This is a genomic window from Roseomonas sp. USHLN139, from assembly GCF_037145735.1.
In the GTDB taxonomy this organism is placed as follows: Bacteria; Pseudomonadota; Alphaproteobacteria; order Acetobacterales; family Acetobacteraceae; genus Pseudoroseomonas.
Genome location: NZ_JBBCWY010000006.1, coordinates 104,939 through 120,595 on the forward strand (window position 1 = coordinate 104,939; position 15,657 = coordinate 120,595).

Here is a 15,657-nt window from a genome sequence, read left to right on the forward strand (position 1 = left end):
CGCGTGACCAAGTATTCTCCAGGTAACCATCTCCTCCCCGCCGCCGCCGCGCTGCAGAGCAGCCTGGACGGCTGTCCCGGCCGCGGCGCCGCCAGGCCGGCGCCCGACCCGCCGCGCGGCTGCCCGATCCGCGACATGCTGGACCATCTGGGCAGCCGCTGGACGGTGCTGGTGGTGATCGCGCTCAGCCGGCGGACCCGCCGCTTCAGCGAATTGCGGCGGGAGATCCCTGACATCTCGCAGCGCATGCTGACCCGGACGCTGCGCGACCTGGAACGCCTCGGGCTGGTCGAGCGCGCGCTGCATGCCGCGGTGCCGCCGCGGGTCGACTACCGGCTGTCGCCGATGGGCATGTCGCTGCTGCCGCCGCTGCTCGGCATCATCGACTGGGCGGCGCGCAACGGCGGCGCCATGCACGGCGCCCGGCAGCGCTACGACGCGGGCGCCGGACCCGGCTGAAAGCCGGTCCGCCGCCGCCGCTGGGCAGCGCGGCGGGCTGGTCTATGATGCCCGCGCCCGCCATCCCGGAAGGTCGCCCGCCATGCCCACCCGCATTCCCGACCTCGCCGAGCATCTGCTCGGCCTCGACGCCGCCTCCCCGCTCGGCCAGCTGCGCCGCCAGCGCGCCGAGATCCTCGGCCATGAGGAGGGGACCTATCGCGCCCTGGTGCTGCCGGAGGATCCCGGCCAGGTCAGCCTGGCCGAGCGCGCCGCCCTGGCGCTGCGCGGCGCCCTGATCGAGCGCGAGACGGCACTGGCCGCGCATTACCGCGCCCTGCTGGCGGCCAGCGGCGACGCGGCCCTGATCGCCGCGGCCGAGATCTTCCCGGCGCCGCCGGGCGAGGACCGCCTGGCCGTGCTGTTCCGCTATGCCGACATGGTGGCCGAGCGCCCGGCCGATTGCGGCCAGGCGGATATCGACCGGCTGACGGGCTTCGGCCTGACGCCGCAGGACATCGTCGCGGTGACCCAGCTGGTCGCCTTCATCCCCTACCAGACCCGGCTGCTGGCCGGGCTGCGCCAGCTGCAGCAGGAGCCCGCCGCATGAGCCGCTTCACCCTGGAGGAGGTCGGCTGGGAGCCCCGCCTGCCGCCGGTCGAGACCGCCACCGCCACCCCGGCGCAGCTCGCCGCCCTGGAGGCCTGCCCGCCGGGGCAGCGCCACTCGATCTATTTCCGCACCCTGGTGCATGACCCGGCCTCGCTCGGCGAGCGCGGCGCGCTGTTCACCAAGGTGATGTACGCGCCGAAGGGCCTGCCGCGGGCCGAGCGCGAGCTGGCCACCGCCGTGGTCTCGATCGTCAATGGCTGCGTCTATTGCACCTCGGTGCATGCCCGCCGCTTCGTCGAGCTCAGCAAGCAGGAGGCGGTGATGCGCGCCCTGCTCGAGCACGGCGTCGCGGTGCAGGGGCTGGACGCGCGGCAGCGGGCGATCGTCGACTATGCCGCCAGCCTGACCCGCGACCCCGCCGCCACCACGGCGGGCGAGCTGGCGCCGCTGCGCGCGGCGGGGCTCTCCGACCTCGAGATCCTCGACCTGATCCATGCCGTGGCGATGTTCGCCAATGCCAACCGGCTGATGCAGGCGCTGGGCCGCTCGCTGCCGCCGGAGGGCGAGGATGGCGGCGCCCCCGCTTGAAAAAGTCATGAAATCGGGCCCATCGGGGGGATTCCCGACGCCCGGTGGCTGACAGCGGCCGGCCAGCTGTGCTTCATGGCCGGCGAAGCGCCCGGCCCGTCGCGACCGCGGCGCGGACGGGCGCCTGCCAACGGGAGTACCCATAGCCATGTTCACGCTCGAGATCGGCGGCCGGCCGATTGCCGTCATCGACACCGACGAGGAGGATGCGCGCGAGCTGGTCGACAGCGCCCCCTTCCGCGAAGACCTGAAGCGCCTGCTGAGCGAGGACAAGCCGATCTGGGACGGCCAGGCCGCCCTGACCGTGCGCGCCGCGACCGAGGAGGAGATCGCCGAGTTTGAGGCCAGCGACGAGGGCGAGGAAGACGATTTCGCCGATGCGGCCGATGACGAGGCGGATGACGAGGAGGACGAGGACGACGACGATGCCGCCGTGGTCCTGTTCCTGATCCCGATCACCGATCCGGACGACGACAGCGAGGAGGACGAGGAGGCCTGAGGGCCGCCCCGACCGACCGGAGCCCGGGGGCGAGCGCCCGCCGGGCTCTTTTTTTGCCCGCGGCCCGGCCTATGCTGTCCCTGCCAGCCCAGGGAGGCCGCCCATGCCGTCGACGATGCCGCGCCCGATCGCGCGCCAGGGCCGGGCGCGGCCGCGCCTGACCGAGGCGGGCTTCGGCCTGGCGCTGACCGTCGTCGCCGGCGCCATCAATGCCGGCGGGCTGCTGCTGGTGGGGCAGTACACCTCGCACATGACCGGCACGGTCTCGGCGCTGGCCGACCACCTGGCGCTCGGCGCCTGGGCCGCGGTGCTGGGCGGGCTGGCGGCGCTGCTGCCCTTCCTGGCCGGCGCTGCCACCTCGGCTATGCTGGTCAACTGGGCCCGCCGCCACGCCCACCGCCGCAGCCACGCCCTGCCGGTGCGGCTGGAGGCGGCGCTGCTGCTGGGCTTCGGCCTGCTCGGCGCGCTCTGGCAGGACAGCCCGCTGGTGATCGTCCCCGCCGTGCCGCTGCTCTGCTTCCTGATGGGGCTGCAGAACGCCACCATCACCAAGATCTCCGGCGCCCGCATCCGCACCACCCATGTGACCGGCATCGCCACCGATATCGGCATCGAGCTGGGCAAGCTGCTCTACTGGAACCGCGGCAGCGAAGCCCGCTTCGTCCGCGCCGACCGCGGCAAGCTGCGGCTGCTGGGGGTGCTGCTGGGCGGCTTCTTCCTGGGCGGCGTCGCCGGGGCGCTGGGCTTCGGCCGGCTGGGCTTCGTCTGCTGCCTGCCGCTCGCGGGGGTGGTGCTGCTGCTGGGGGAAGCAGAAGTCCAGTAAGCCTTCGAAGGCCGGGGGAAGAATGAATTCTTCCCCCGGACCCCCATCATCTTCTTCTGTCACCGGCCGTTTCCACGTGGACATGGCAATCCGACAGAAAAAAGAAGGGGTCCAGGGGAATTCATTCCCCTGGCCTGCCTCTTCTTCAGGCGTACCGGCTGACCGGCACTGGCACTCCAAGATGCTCGCGCAGTGTGGTGCCTTCGTATTCTCTCCGGAAGATCCCCCGACGCTGGAGCTCGGGGATCACCGTGGCCGCGAAATCCTCGAGCCCGATCGGCAGCGCCGGCGGGCAGATGTTGAAGCCATCGGCGGCCCCGGCCTCCATCCAGGCCTGCATCTCGTCGGCGATCTGCGTCGCGGTGCCGATCAGGATGCGGGAGCCGAAGCCGGCCGCGATGGTGGTGTAGAGGCCGCGGATCGTCAGGTTGTCGCGGCGGGCCAGCTTCAGCAGGTTCTGCGCGATGCTGCGGACGCGGGGATCGTTCGGCTCCGGCACCGGGCCGTCCAGCGGATAGGCCGAGAGGTCGCCCATCTGGGCATAGAGGTAGGACAGGCCCAGCTCGGGGGCGACCAGGGCGTTGAGCAGGTCGTATTTCTCCCGCGCCTCGGCCTCGGTCGCGCCGATGAAGGGGGTGATGCCGGGCATGATCTTCAGCCCGTTCTGGTCGCGGCCGGCCTTGGCCGTGCGCTGCTTGAGGTCGGCGTAGTAGCTGCGGCCGGTCTCCAGCTCGTGCGGGACGGCATAGACCACCTCGGCGCTGGTGGCGGCGATCTCCATGCCGGCCTCGGAGGCGCCGGCCTGCACCAGGATCGGCCGGGTCTGCGGGCTGCGCGCGACGCTGAGCGGGCCCTTGACCTTGAAGTGCTTGCCCTGGTGGTTCAGCACATGGAGCTTGTCGGCGTCGAAGAAGATGCCGCTTTCCTTGTCGCGGATCGCGAAGGCGTCGGCGTCCCAGCTGTCCCAGAGGCCCTTGACCACCTCGACGAACTCGCCGGCGCGCTCGTAGCGGGTGCCGTAGTCGAGATGGGCGTCGCGGTTGAAGTTCTGCGCCTCGGCATCGGACCAGCTGGTGACGATGTTCCAGCCGGCGCGGCCGCCGCTGATCTTGTCGAGCGAGGCGTATTTCCGCGCGATGTGGAAGGGCTCGTTGTAGGTGGTCGACGCGGTGGCCACCAGGCCGATGCGGCTGGTCATCGGGGCCAGCGCCGAGAGCAGCGTCAGCGGCTCCAGCTCCGCGGTCTGGGCGGAGCGGCAGAGCGAGCCCGGCGGTTCGTCCTTGGCGCGGATGCCGATGCCATCGGCCAGGAAGACCATGTCGAACTTGGCGGCCTCGGCCAGCTGCGCCACGCGCAGGAAGTGGCGGAAGTCGGAGGCGCCGCCGGGATCGACCTGCGGATGCCGCCAGGCGGCGGCGTGGTAGCCGAGATAGCGCATCGACAGGCCGAGGCTCATCTGTCGGGTCATGGCGGGCGTCTCCTCAGGCGGGCAGGTCGTGCAGCGTGCCGATCAGGGCGCGCGTATAGTCGTGGGCGGGGTTCTCGAAGATCTGCTCGGTGGGGCCGAGCTCCAGCAGCTTGCCGAAATGCATCACCGCGATGCGGTGGCAGAGGAAGCGCGCCACATGCAGGTCGTGGGTGATGAAGACCATGGCCAGGCCGCGCTCGGCCTGCAGGCGGCGCAGCAGGTTGAGGATCTGCGCGCGCACCGAGACGTCGAGCTTGGAGACCGCCTCGTCGGCGACGATCAGCTGCGGCGCCAGCGCCAGGGCGCGGCCGATGGCGGCGCGCTGCAGCTGGCCGCCTGACATCTGGTGCGGGTAGCGGGCGGCGAAGTCGGCCGGCAGCCCGACCTCGGCCAGGATCGCGGCGATCCGCGCGGGCAGCTCGGCCCTGCTACAGAGGCGGTGCAGCAGCAGCGGCGTCGCGATCGCGGTGAAGATGGTCTGCCGCGGATTGAAGGAGGACAGCGGGTCCTGGAAGACCATCTGCATGGCGCGGCGATGCGGGCGCAGCGCCGCCTCGTCCAGATGGGTGATGTCGCGGCCGTTCAGCAGGATTTTTCCGGCCACCGGCTCGTAGAGCCGCAGCAGCGTCTTCCCGAGCGTCGTCTTGCCGCTGCCGGATTCACCGACAAGGCCCAGGATTTCGCCGGGGGCGACGGAGAGGCTGACGCCGTCCACCGCCTTCAGCACGCCGCCCGGGCGGTTGCGGTCGGGGAAGTGGACGCCGAGGTCCTGGAGGTCGAGCAGCGCGTCAGGCATCGAGCAGGCACCGCATCTGGCGTCCGGGGGCGATCTCGCGCAGCGGCTGCGGCGCCTCGCAGCCGGGGCGCGCCTCCGAACAGCGCGGGCGGAAGACGCAGCCCGAGGGCCGCTGGCCGGGACCCGGCAGATGGCCGGGGATCTCGGCCAGCTGCCCGGCGCGGGCGGCCAGCGCGCGGGCGGTCGCGATCAGGCCGCGCGTATAGGGATGGCGGGGGGCGGCCAGCATCTCGGCGGCGGGGCCCTGCTCGACGATCTCGCCGGCATACATCACCGCGATGCGGTCGCTGATCTGGCCGGCGATGCCGATGTCATGGGTGATGAAGACGAAGGCCGCCGACAGCCGCTTCCGCAGGTCGCGGAACAACGTCAAAATCTGCTGCTCGACGATGTTGTCGAGGTTGGTGGTGGGCTCGTCGGCGACGATCAGCCCCGGTTCCAGGGCCACCACCATGGCGATCAGCGCCCGCTGCAGCATGCCGCCCGAGAGCTGGTGGGGATAGCGCTCCAGCACCGCCGCCGGGTTGGGAATGCCGACGCTGTCCAGCAGCTGCTCGGCCTCGGGCTGCCAGGCGCCGCGCAGCCCGCGGCGCTCGAGCGCGGTGCGCAGGTGCCAGCCGATGCGCTTGGCCGGGTTGAAGGAGCCGACCGGGTCCTGGAAGACCATGGCCATCTCGCGCCCGCGCCAGGGGCGGAAGTCGCGGTCGGAGAGGGACGTCAGGTCGCGGTCGCGCCAGACCAAGGCATCGGCCTCGGCGCGCAAGCCGTCGGGCAGCAGGCGCAGCAGGGCCAGGCTGGTGATGGTCTTGCCGGAGCCACTCTCGCCGATGATGCCGAGCGTCTCGCCCTCGCGCAGCTCCAGGTCGACTGCGCGCACCACTTCCAGCGGGCCGGCATGGATGCGCAGGTTGCGCACCTCCAGCAGTCGTTTGGGCAGGAGGCTCATGGGCCGGCGGCCTTGCGCAGGCGGGGGTCGGTCAGGTCGCGCAGACCGTCACCCAGCAGGTTGAGGCCGAGCAGCGCCACCGAGACGACGACGCCGGTGAGCGTCAGCACCCAGGGGGCGCGCTGGAAATACTCGCGCCCATCGGCCAGGATGACGCCGAGCGAGGGGGTGGGCGGCTGCACGCCGAGGCCGAGGAAGGACAGCCCCGCCTCCATGACGATGCCGAAGGCGATGCCGACGCTGGCCTGCACCAGCAGGGTGGAGAAGATGTTGGGCAGGATCTCGAAGACCAGGATGCGGGCCGGGCGCTGGCCGATCAGGCGCGCGGCCTGGACGAAGGGCTCGTGCATCATGGTGCGGGTCAGGTTGCGCGACAGGCGCGCGAAGATCGGCAGATAGGCCAGGGCGATCGCGATCATCACGTTGTGCATGCCGAAGCCGAGCACCACCATCATGAACAGGGCGAGGACGAAGCTCGGGAAGGCGAAGAGCAGGTCGCAGAAGGCCATCAGCAGCGCCTCGCGATTGCCGCCATGCCAGGCGGCGTGCATTCCCAGCGCGGTGCCGATCACCGCCCCCGACAGCACGCCGACCGTGCTGATCAGGAAGGAGACCTGGCCGCCGCTGAGCACGCGCGACAGCACATCGCGGCCGAAGGAATCGGTGCCCAGCCAGTGCGTGCCGTCGGGCGGCGTCAGCACATTGATGAAATCCATTTCTGTCGCGGAGAAGGGTGTGATCCAGGGCCCGGCCAGGATGCCGAACAGCACCACCAGGGTGATCAGCAGCCCGAGCGACAGGGTCCGCGCCCCGGCCAGCAGGCGGAGGGTGCGGCGCATCAGGCGCGCGCCTTGGGGTCGAGGCGGGTGCAGAGCAGGTCCACGGCCAGGTTGGTCATCAGCACGATCACCAGGAAGGTCAGGGCGCAGGCCTGGATCACCGGATAGTCGCGGCCGAAGGCGCCGTCGACCATCAGCGAGCCCAGGCCCGGGATGCCGAAGACCCGCTCGATCACCACCACGCCGCCCAGCAGGTAGCGCACCTGCAGGCCGATGATGGTGACATAGGGGATCAGCGCGTTGCGCAGGATGGTGTGCAGGAAGACGAACTTTCCCGAGTGCCCGATGGAGCGCGCGACCTGCACATAGGGCCGGTGCATGACGTCGAGCAGCGCGGCGCGCAGCACCCGCGAGAAGACCGCGGCCATGGGCGCGGCGATGGCCAGCGCCGGCAGGAAGCCCGAGAGCAGCGCGCCGGTGAATGAGTCGACCGGCGAGACGAAGCCATAGGAGGGAAAAATCGGAAAATTCAGCGCCAGGAAGAAGACCAGGACATAGCCCAGCCAGAAATCCGGCATGGAGACACCGAGCACCGCCAGCGAGGTCAGCGCCGTGTCCGCCGCCCGGCCCCGCTGCAGCGCCGCGATGGTGCCGGCGACCAGCGAGATGGCGGCCGCCAGCAGCAGCGCATAGAGGCCGATGAAGGCGGTGACCGGCAGACGGCTGGCGATCAGGCTGCCCACCGGCACGCCGCCCGCCAAGGTCAGCGAGCGGCCGAAATCCCCGGTCAGCGCGCCGCCGATCCAGGCCAGGAACTGCTGCCAGAGCGGCAGGTCGAGGCCGTGCTCGCGGCGGAAGGCGGCGACCAGCTCGGGCCGCGCATTCTCGCCCAGCGCCGAGAGCGCCGGGTCGCCGGGCGCCGCCTTCATCGCAAAGAAGACCAGCAGCGCGCCGGCCGCCAGCGTCAGCAGCAGGATCCCGGCGCGGCGGGCGCCGCGCCGCAGGGGGGCGGTGGCCAAAGCCGGATCAGCCCAGGCTCATGCCGGCGAACTGGTCGCCGAAATTGGAATAGGGCAGCTGGGTGAAGCCGCTGACATTGGCCGCCAGCAGGTTGTGGATGTTGGAGCAGAACAGCGGGACCATCGGCATGTCCTCGATCCACATCGCCTCGCTCTGGCGGTAGAGCGTGCCGCGCTTCGCCGGGTCCAGCTCCTGCCGCGCCTGCACCAGCAGGGCGTCGAGCTGCGGGTTGCTGTAGCCGGCGAAATTGCGCCAGCCCTCGCTGTGCAGCAGGTCGTAGGAATACTCGTCCGGGTCGATCATGCCGAGCCAGCCCCAGGTCGCCGCCTGGTAGTCGCCGCTGCGCACCCGGGCGAAGACGGTATTGGCCTCGGTCACCTCGACATTCAGCTGGGTGCCGAGCACCTGGTTGACCTGGGCGACGACCACCTCGGCCGTGCGCTTCCACCAGCCGGAGCCCCAGGTCAGGATGGTGCCCTTGGTGCCGGCGCCATACTTGGACTTGGCCAGCTCCTCCTTGGCGCGGGCGGCGTTGAAGCTGGAGAGCGGCTTCGGCGCCGGGTCATAGGCGGCGGCCAGCGAGGGCGGGATCAGGCCGGGCGTCGCCACCCCCTCGCCGAACAGCACGACGCGCACCAGCACGTCGCGGTTGATCGCCAGGCTGACGGCGCGGCGGAAATGCACGTCGTCGAAGGGCGGCTTGCGGTTGTTCAGCGACAGGAAGCGGGTGTTCAGCCCCGGCTGCTTCATCACCTTGATGTCGGTGCGCTTCTCCAGCGCCGGGATGTCGGCAAACGGCGCGGTCGAGGTGATGTCGACCTGCTTGCCCAGCAGCGCGGTGACGCCGCTGGTCTCCTCGGCGATCAGCGGGATCTCCACCTCCGGGATGCGCGGCGCGCCGCCAAAGTAATCGGCGAAGGCCGAGAGCTTCAGCGCCTGGTTCGGCTCCCAGCTGCGCAGGTGATAGGCGCCGGTGCCGACCGGCTTGCGGCCGAAGCCGGCGGGATCGGCCATGAAGGCCTTGCGCGGCAGGATCTGGGTGCCGGTGCGGGCATTGGAGAGGAAGGTCAGCAGCGGCGCGAAAGGGGCGGAGGTCTTCAGCCGCACCGTCTGGGCGTCGGGCAGGTCGATCTGGCTGATCGCCGAGACCTTGCTGCGGTTGGGCGACTTGGTCGCCTCGTCCAGCAGCCGCTCCAGGGTGAACTTGACGTCGTCCGAGGTGAGGAGGCTGCCGTCGTGGAATTTGACGCCCTGGCGGAGCTTGAACTCGATCTGGCCGTCGCCGGCGACGGTGACGCTCTCGGCCAGGTCGGGGACCGGGCGCATCTGCGCGTCCAGCTTCAGCAGCCCGTTATAGAGGCTCCAGATCACGTAGTATTCCGGGATCAGCGCGGCGACCGCCGGGTCCAGCGTGTTGATCACGTTGTAGCCGGAAATGGCGGCGCGCAGCGTGGCCGGCGCCGCCAGGGCGGGGCCGCGCGGCCAGCCCAGGGCAGCGGCGGCGGCAAGGCCGGTGCCGCCCCCCATCAGGGCGCGGCGGGAGAAGGTGGCGCGCGGCGATTGCTCGGTCATCGGAAGCCCCCAGGGATGCGGATGGTTCTTGTCCGTCTGGTTTCAGTATACGTCCGAACTCCGGCATGGCTGCAAGCACCGTTATGACGCGAATTTCCCCTAGGCAGGCCGGGGGTGCCTGTGCTTTGCCATCCACCTGCCCGCATTTTCGGCATACTGGAAACCCGATGGCATGAACGACCTGCCCGCCGCCGACAGCCTGGCCGCGCCCGCGCATCTGAGCGGCGAGCTGCATGCCCGGCTGAAGGCCGAGATCGTCTCGCTGCGCTGGCCGCCCGGCACCCAGCTGCAGGAGGTGACGCTGGGCCAGCGCTTCGGCGTCAGCCGCACGCCGGTGCGCGAGGTGCTGCAGCGCCTGCTGCGCGACGGGCTGGTCGAGCGCTTCGGCCGCTTCTGGCGCGTCATCCGCATGACCGAGGAGGAGGTGCAGGAATTCTGCGAGCTGCGCGAGGCGCTGGAATGCATGGCGGTCAGCCTGGCCCTGCCGCGCGACCCTGACTGCCCGGCCGATCTGGAGCGGCTGATCGCCGGGCAGCGGGCGGCGCTGGCGGAGGGCGATCTCGACGCCTTCAACACGCTGGATGGCGAGTTCCACCTGCGCATCGCCCAGGGCGCGCGCAACACCGCCCTGCTGCGGCAGATCGAGACCATGCACGACAAGGCCTGCCTGGTGCGCGGCATGGAGGGGCACCGGCCGCACTGGCCGGAACGCGTGCTGGCCGAGCATGGCCGCATCCTGAGCGCGCTGCAGCGCGGCGACGCCACCATCGCCACCGCCGAGATGCGCTACCACATCCGCAGCGTGGTGGCGCTGCGCCCCACCCGCCCGCCGGCCGGCTGACAGCACGGGCGCGTGCCGCGGCAAGCATAACCCTGTCCTGATCTTGGCCGCGGGGCTGGAATACTGCGCCGGGCCCGCTGCAGGACTTGAGCTTGGCCATAAGGGACGCGCGGCGGGGTCGCCGACTCGGTTGGATTTCCGGACAGCGGAACGGCGGCGGCGGCCGGAGACCCGAACCGGCGCCGATCGCCCCGGGCGGCAGGTGCGTACAGTGAACAAATCTAGAGCCGCCGCTACGGACGATTAATAAAACCGCAGCACTTCTATCCGCCTTGTTAGCCATGCTTCGTTTCGCCCGCATCGCCGCCGCGCTTGCCGACCTGACGGCCCGAAAGACCGTCGGGCTGGAGCGTGCCATGGCGCTGCTGCAGGTGCTGGCCTGGCTGCTGCCGGCCGGGCTCAGCCTGGGGCTGCTGCTGGAGGCCGGCGCCCCGGCGCGGCTGCTGCTGGTGGCCGGGCTGGTGCTGGCGGCCAGCGCGGTGGCGGGGCTGACCGTGTTCCGCTGGGCGGCCCGCGTGCAGCGCCGCGCCCTGGCGCGGCGCCATGCGCTGCTCGAGGGCATCGCCGCGACGATGGGCCAGGGCCTGGCGATCTGGGACGGCGACGGCCGGCTGGTCGCCGCCAACACGCTGTTCCGCAAGCTGCTGGCGCTGCCCGAGGCGCTGCTGAACCCGGGCCGCCCGGCGGCCGAGGTGGCGCCCGCCATGGCCGCCTGCCTGCTGCCGGCCGGCGCCCCGGCCGATCCCGAGGAGACCGCGCGCTGCCTGGCGCTGCTGCGCGCCGAGCGCTCGCCGATGGCGGCGAGCCTGCCGGACGGGCGGCTGCTGACGCTGCGGGCGCATCCGCTGCCCGGCGGCATCGTCACCACCTGCAGCGACGTCACCGAGGCCTGTGCCGCCGAGGCGGCGCTGCGCGAGAGCGAGGCGCGCTTCCGCCTGATCGCCGAGAATTCCGGCGATGTCGTGATGCTGAGCGATATCGACGGCACGCGGCGCTACGTGTCGCCGATGGCGACGCGGGTGCTGGGCCTGCCGCCGGAGGTGCTGATCACCCACCGCCTCACCGACCGGGCGCATCCGGACGATGTCGACTGGGTCGAGGCCGCCGCCATGGCGCTGGCCGCCGGCGATGCGGAGGCGGCGGTCACCTACCGCTTCCAGCATCCGGGCGGGCGCTGGATCTGGATCGACCTGCGCGCCCGCACCCACCGTCATCCCTCGACCGGCGCGCCGCTCGGCTATGTCGCGGTGATGCGCGACGCGACCGAGGCCAAGGCCGCCGAGGCGCGGCTGCTCGAGGCGCTCGAGAACATGGAGGAGATGGCGACCACCGACGCGCTGACCGGCCTCGCCAACCGCCGCCGCTTCGAGGAGGCGATGGCGGTGGAATGGCGCCGCTGCGCGCGCGAGGGGCAGCCGCTGTCGCTGCTCGTCCTCGATGCCGACAACTTCAAGCGCTACAACGACCGCTACGGCCATCCGGCCGGCGACACCTGCCTGCGCATGGTGGCCGACTGCCTGGGGGCGACGGCGCGGCGGCCGGGCGACATCGCGGCGCGCCAGGGCGGCGAGGAATTCGCCCTGCTGATGCCGAAGACCGATGGCGAGGGCGCGGCCCTGCTGGCCGAGCGGGTGCGCGCCGCGGTGGCCGCCCGCGCCCTGCCGCATGCCGGCAACCAGCCCGCCGGCATCGTCACCATCAGCCTCGGCGTCGCCACCGCCTATCCGTCGCCGCAGCAGGACGAGCCCGGCGCGCGCTCGGGCGCCGATGCGCTGCTCTCGGCCGCCGACAGCGCGCTCTATGCGGCGAAGATGGGCGGGCGCAACCGCTTCTGCACCGCCGCGCCGACCGTGGTGGCGCTGCCGGCCGCGGTCGGCGCCCGCTAAAGCACCCCCGGTAAAGCATCCCCGGCGCCCACCCTCCGCGGACCGCGGCCTGGCAGGCGGGCGCGCGCCGACCTAGCCGAAGATCACCTGGTCCGCCCCCAGCGCGCCGACCGGCAGGCCGAGGAAGGTGACCAGCCCCCCCGGGCCGCCACCCACCCCGCCCAGGTCGAGCACCAGGTTGCTGCCCTGGCGGGTCAGCTGCGCCAGCACCTCCTCCCAGCTGTCCAGCGCCGGGCCGAAGCCCTCCAGCACCAGCACGTCGCCCTGGGCCGGGCGGAAATCGGCGATGCGGTCGGCGCCCTCGCCGGGCGCGATGACGAAGCGGTCGGCCCCCGCCCCGCCCAGCAGCAGGTCGTCGCCGGCGCCGCCGCGCAGGACATCGTCGCCGCTGCCGCCGGAGAGCAGGTCGTTGCCCTCGCCGCCCCAAAGCCGGTCGTCGCCGGCCATGCCGCGCAGCAGGTCGGCGCCCGCCTCGCCGCGCAGCGCATTGTCGCCCCAATTGCCGTTCAGCACATTGGCGCTGGCATTGCCGATGCCCTCGAGCGCGGCGCTGCCGGTCAGCGTCAGCTCTTCGACCCAGTCCGGCAGGGTGAAGCTGATGCTGGCCTGCACCAGGTCGAAGCCCTGGAAGCGCTCCTCGATGACGACATCGCCGGGATCGTCGACCACATAGGTGTCGTTGCCACTGCCGCCCAGCATCGTGTCGGCGCCGCTGCCGCCCAGCAGCCAGTCATCGCCCGAGCCGCCCTCCAGCCGGTCGTCGCCGGCCGCGCCCAGCAGCCGGTCGTCGCCGCCCAGCCCTTGCAGCAGATTGGCACCGCTATGGCCGATCAGCGTGTTGTCCAGCCGGTTGCCGGTGCCGCGCAGCGCGGCGAGCGACATCAGCGCCAGCGTCTCGACCTCGGAGGGCAGGCTGTAGTCGACGGTGCTGAGCACGCGGTCGTCGCCGCCACCGGCCAGCTCGCCGACCATGTCGCCGCTGTCGTCGACGACATAGGTGTCGTTGCCGGCGCCGCCGCGCATCAGGTCGATGCCGCTGCCGCCGGCCAGCCAGTCATCGCCGTCGCCGCCCTCCAGCCAGTCGGCGCCGCTGCCGCCATAGAGCATGTCGGCGCCGCCGCCGCCGAGCAGCCGGTCCGGCCCCTCCTCGCCGCGCAGTGTGTTGGCGGCGTCGTTGCCGGTGATGATATTGGCCCCGGCATTGCCGGTGCCGTCGATGGCGGCGTCGCCGGTCAGCACCAGATACTCGACCGCGACGGCCAGCCGATGGCTGATGCTGCTGCGCACCGTGTCGAAGCCGCCGAGCGGCACTTCCTCGACGATGTCGCCGGGGTCGTCGACGATATAGGTGTCGTTGCCGGTGCCGCCCTGCAGCCGGTCGGCGCCGGCGCCGCCGTCGAGCCAGTCGTCGCCGCCGCCGCCCTCCAGCCAGTTCGCCGCCGCATTGCCGGTGATGCGGTTGTCGCCGTCATGGCCGATGCCGTGCCAGGCCGCGCCAAGCAGCACGAGATCCTCGACATGCTCGGGCAGGCGGTAGTCGATGCTGGCCTCGACCCGGTCATGGCCCTCCTCCTGCCGCTCAACCACGCGGTCGCCGGCGCCGGTCACGCGATAGAGGTCGTCGCCGGTGTCGCCTTCCAGCAGGTTGTCGCCGGGGCCGCCCTCCAGGATGTCGTCGCCGGCGCCGCCGCGCAGCTGGTCATCGCCACGGCCGCCCTGCAGCCGGTTGGCCAGGGCATTGCCGATCAGCACGTCGTCGCCATCGCCGCCGATGGCGTCCTCGATCTCGGTGCCCTCGGCCAGGCGCAGCACCGCCCCGGCAATCCGGCTGTCGCCGCCGAGATCGATCCAGGAATTCCCCGAGGCCGCCGCCGCGTTGAGGGTGTCGTGGCCGGCCGCGTCGCGCAGCACCGCCCGCGCCGGATCGGCGGCGGCGATGGCGGCGAATTCGTCGGTATAGACGTGCTGGGTGTCGTCGCTGGCGGCACTGCCCAGCAGGGTCAGCGACCAATTGTGCAGGATGCCGGTCTGGCCCTCGGCCAGATCCTCGATGCGCAGCTGCCAGTCGCCGCGCGACGCCTCGCGCAGGAACTGGGTGCTGGCAAAGGTGAAGCGCAGCTGGCCGCTGGCCGGGTCGTATTCGCCCTGGTGCAGCCGGTCGAGCAGCACGCTCTCGGTCCCCGAGGGCGAGACCAGCACCAGCCGCAGCTCGCCGATTTTCGCATGGTCGAGGGCGAGGCTGACCTCGGCCCGCTCGACCCGCAGGTCGCGGTCGATGGCCAGCGAGAAGGCGCTGCTGCCGGCATCCGCCAGGGCAGCTTCCGGGGCGGCGGAGGCGCTGGCCTCCAATTGGTTGGCGCTGGTCGACTGCGCCTGCCAGCTCTCGGCCAGGCGCACCGCGGCGCGGGCATCGATCAGCCCGAAGCCGGCGCGGCGCGAGACATGCAGCCCGCCGCCATTCCAGCCCTCCCCGGCATTGTCGAACCAGCCGGCCCCGTCGGCATCGGTCAGCCGCGCGGTCAGCGCCAGGATGGTCTGCACGTCGCGCCAGCCGAGCGCCGGATTGGCCTGCAGCATCAGCGCCGCCGTGGCGCTGGCCAGCGGCGCGGCATAGGAGGTGGCGGTCGCCGGCGCCACCACCAGCAGCGCCGCGCCGGGGTTGGAGAAATCCTGCACCGCGCCCGTGGCATCGGTGGCGCCGACCAGCAGGGTGTAGCGGTTGTTGGAATAGCTGTGGGTGTTGACGTCGTCCGTCATGCCGTTGTTGCCGGCCGAGCGGACGATGACGGTGCCGAGCCCCTCGCGGCCGCGCGCCGCCGCCTCGGCGATGGCCGCCGCCGCGCCGGCATACTGGGCCTGGCCGAAATCGTCGCGGAAATGCTCGCCCGAGCGGCTCCAGGAATTGTTCGAGACATCGACCTGCCATTGCAGGGCGAGCATCTCCGTCTCCTGCGCCACCGTCCGCTCGCCGCGCGCATCGACGCGGTAGGAGACCAGGGTGACGCCATAGGCGGCGCCGACGCCGCCGTAGCCATTGTTCGCCGCCGCCGCCAGCACCAGGGCGACGCCGGTGCCGTGCGAGCCGGCCGCCGCCTCCCCCCCCTGCACCGCCGCCGCCTGCTGCCCGGCGCGCGGATCGACTTGGCCGCCAAGCTCGGGGTTGGCGGTGTCGAGCAGCGTGTCGATCAGCCCGACGCGGATGCCCTGGCCCGCGTAATCGTCATAGAGCGGGGTGATGTTGATGCCCTGGCCCGGCTTCAGCTGCCATTGCGCGGCGAAGCGCGGATCGTTGAAACTGGCCATGGCGGCGAAGCGGCTCCCTGCGGTCCCGCCGACAGGGCTAGCGCAGAGAGTTAACCGAACCGGCCTATGAGGCACCGGGCGCGCGC

14 protein-coding genes are annotated in these 15,657 nt (G+C 71.8%); 7 read left to right on the forward strand and 7 right to left on the reverse strand.

Features of this window, described 5'->3' with window-relative positions:
- Positions 1 to 3 precede the first annotated feature (3 nt).
- The 5 genes from WFI16_RS17205 to WFI16_RS17225 all read left to right on the forward strand — a co-directional run bounded on the left by WFI16_RS17205 (position 4) and on the right by WFI16_RS17225 (position 2,960).
- Entirely contained in the window at positions 4 to 459 is a 456-nt protein-coding gene (locus WFI16_RS17205) for a winged helix-turn-helix transcriptional regulator (RefSeq protein WP_419899068.1), read from the forward strand.
- Positions 460 to 541: 82 nt separating this feature from the next.
- Entirely contained in the window at positions 542 to 1,048 is a 507-nt protein-coding gene (locus WFI16_RS17210) for a CMD domain-containing protein (protein WP_419899069.1), read from the forward strand.
- Positions 1,045 to 1,638, forward strand: coding sequence for a peroxidase-related enzyme (locus WFI16_RS17215; protein ID WP_419899070.1), 594 nt, complete (start codon positions 1,045 to 1,047; stop codon positions 1,636 to 1,638). Before WFI16_RS17210 ends, WFI16_RS17215 begins: the two co-directional genes overlap by 4 nt.
- Before the next feature lie 148 nt (positions 1,639 to 1,786).
- On the forward strand, positions 1,787 to 2,137 hold the full coding sequence (locus WFI16_RS17220) for a hypothetical protein (protein ID WP_419899071.1): 351 nt from the start codon (positions 1,787 to 1,789) through the stop codon (positions 2,135 to 2,137).
- A gap of 103 nt (positions 2,138 to 2,240) precedes the next feature.
- Positions 2,241 to 2,960, forward strand: coding sequence for a YoaK family protein (locus tag WFI16_RS17225; RefSeq protein ID WP_442970704.1), 720 nt, complete (start codon positions 2,241 to 2,243; stop codon positions 2,958 to 2,960).
- A gap of 145 nt (positions 2,961 to 3,105) precedes the next feature.
- Here the strand turns inward: WFI16_RS17225 and WFI16_RS17230 are convergent, their stop codons facing one another.
- From WFI16_RS17230 to WFI16_RS17255, 6 genes are read right to left on the reverse strand one after another with little or no spacing between them, the layout of a single operon-like run.
- Positions 3,106 to 4,428: an LLM class flavin-dependent oxidoreductase gene (locus tag WFI16_RS17230; protein ID WP_419899072.1), complete on the reverse strand. Its 1,323-nt coding sequence runs from the start codon at positions 4,426 to 4,428 to the stop codon at positions 3,106 to 3,108.
- Positions 4,429 to 4,441: 13 nt separating this feature from the next.
- Entirely contained in the window at positions 4,442 to 5,224 is a 783-nt protein-coding gene (locus WFI16_RS17235; protein ID WP_419899073.1) for an ATP-binding cassette domain-containing protein, read from the reverse strand.
- A complete protein-coding gene (locus WFI16_RS17240; RefSeq protein ID WP_419899074.1) occupies positions 5,217 to 6,170 on the reverse strand; it encodes an ABC transporter ATP-binding protein in 954 nt (317 codons plus the stop codon). Before WFI16_RS17240 ends, WFI16_RS17235 begins: the two co-directional genes overlap by 8 nt.
- Positions 6,167 to 7,009: an ABC transporter permease gene (locus WFI16_RS17245; RefSeq protein WP_419899075.1), complete on the reverse strand. Its 843-nt coding sequence runs from the start codon at positions 7,007 to 7,009 to the stop codon at positions 6,167 to 6,169. The genes WFI16_RS17240 and WFI16_RS17245 overlap by 4 nt, the downstream gene beginning before the upstream one ends.
- Positions 7,009 to 7,968, reverse strand: coding sequence for an ABC transporter permease (locus tag WFI16_RS17250; protein WP_419899076.1), 960 nt, complete (start codon positions 7,966 to 7,968; stop codon positions 7,009 to 7,011). Before WFI16_RS17250 ends, WFI16_RS17245 begins: the two co-directional genes overlap by 1 nt.
- A gap of 7 nt (positions 7,969 to 7,975) precedes the next feature.
- On the reverse strand, positions 7,976 to 9,541 hold the full coding sequence (locus WFI16_RS17255; RefSeq protein ID WP_419899077.1) for an ABC transporter substrate-binding protein: 1,566 nt from the start codon (positions 9,539 to 9,541) through the stop codon (positions 7,976 to 7,978).
- A 172-nt stretch (positions 9,542 to 9,713) separates the two neighbouring features.
- On the opposite strand from WFI16_RS17255, the gene WFI16_RS17260 reads away from it, so the two are divergent.
- Positions 9,714 to 10,382 (forward strand): GntR family transcriptional regulator, encoded by a 669-nt coding sequence (locus tag WFI16_RS17260; RefSeq protein ID WP_419899078.1) that lies wholly within the window; start codon positions 9,714 to 9,716, stop codon positions 10,380 to 10,382.
- 281 nt (positions 10,383 to 10,663) lie between these two features.
- A complete protein-coding gene (locus WFI16_RS17265; RefSeq protein ID WP_419899079.1) occupies positions 10,664 to 12,268 on the forward strand; it encodes a GGDEF domain-containing protein in 1,605 nt (534 codons plus the stop codon).
- A 72-nt stretch (positions 12,269 to 12,340) separates the two neighbouring features.
- Here the strand turns inward: WFI16_RS17265 and WFI16_RS17270 are convergent, their stop codons facing one another.
- A complete protein-coding gene (locus WFI16_RS17270) occupies positions 12,341 to 15,571 on the reverse strand; it encodes a S8 family serine peptidase (protein ID WP_419899080.1) in 3,231 nt (1,076 codons plus the stop codon).
- Positions 15,572 to 15,657: the final 86 nt, after the last annotated feature.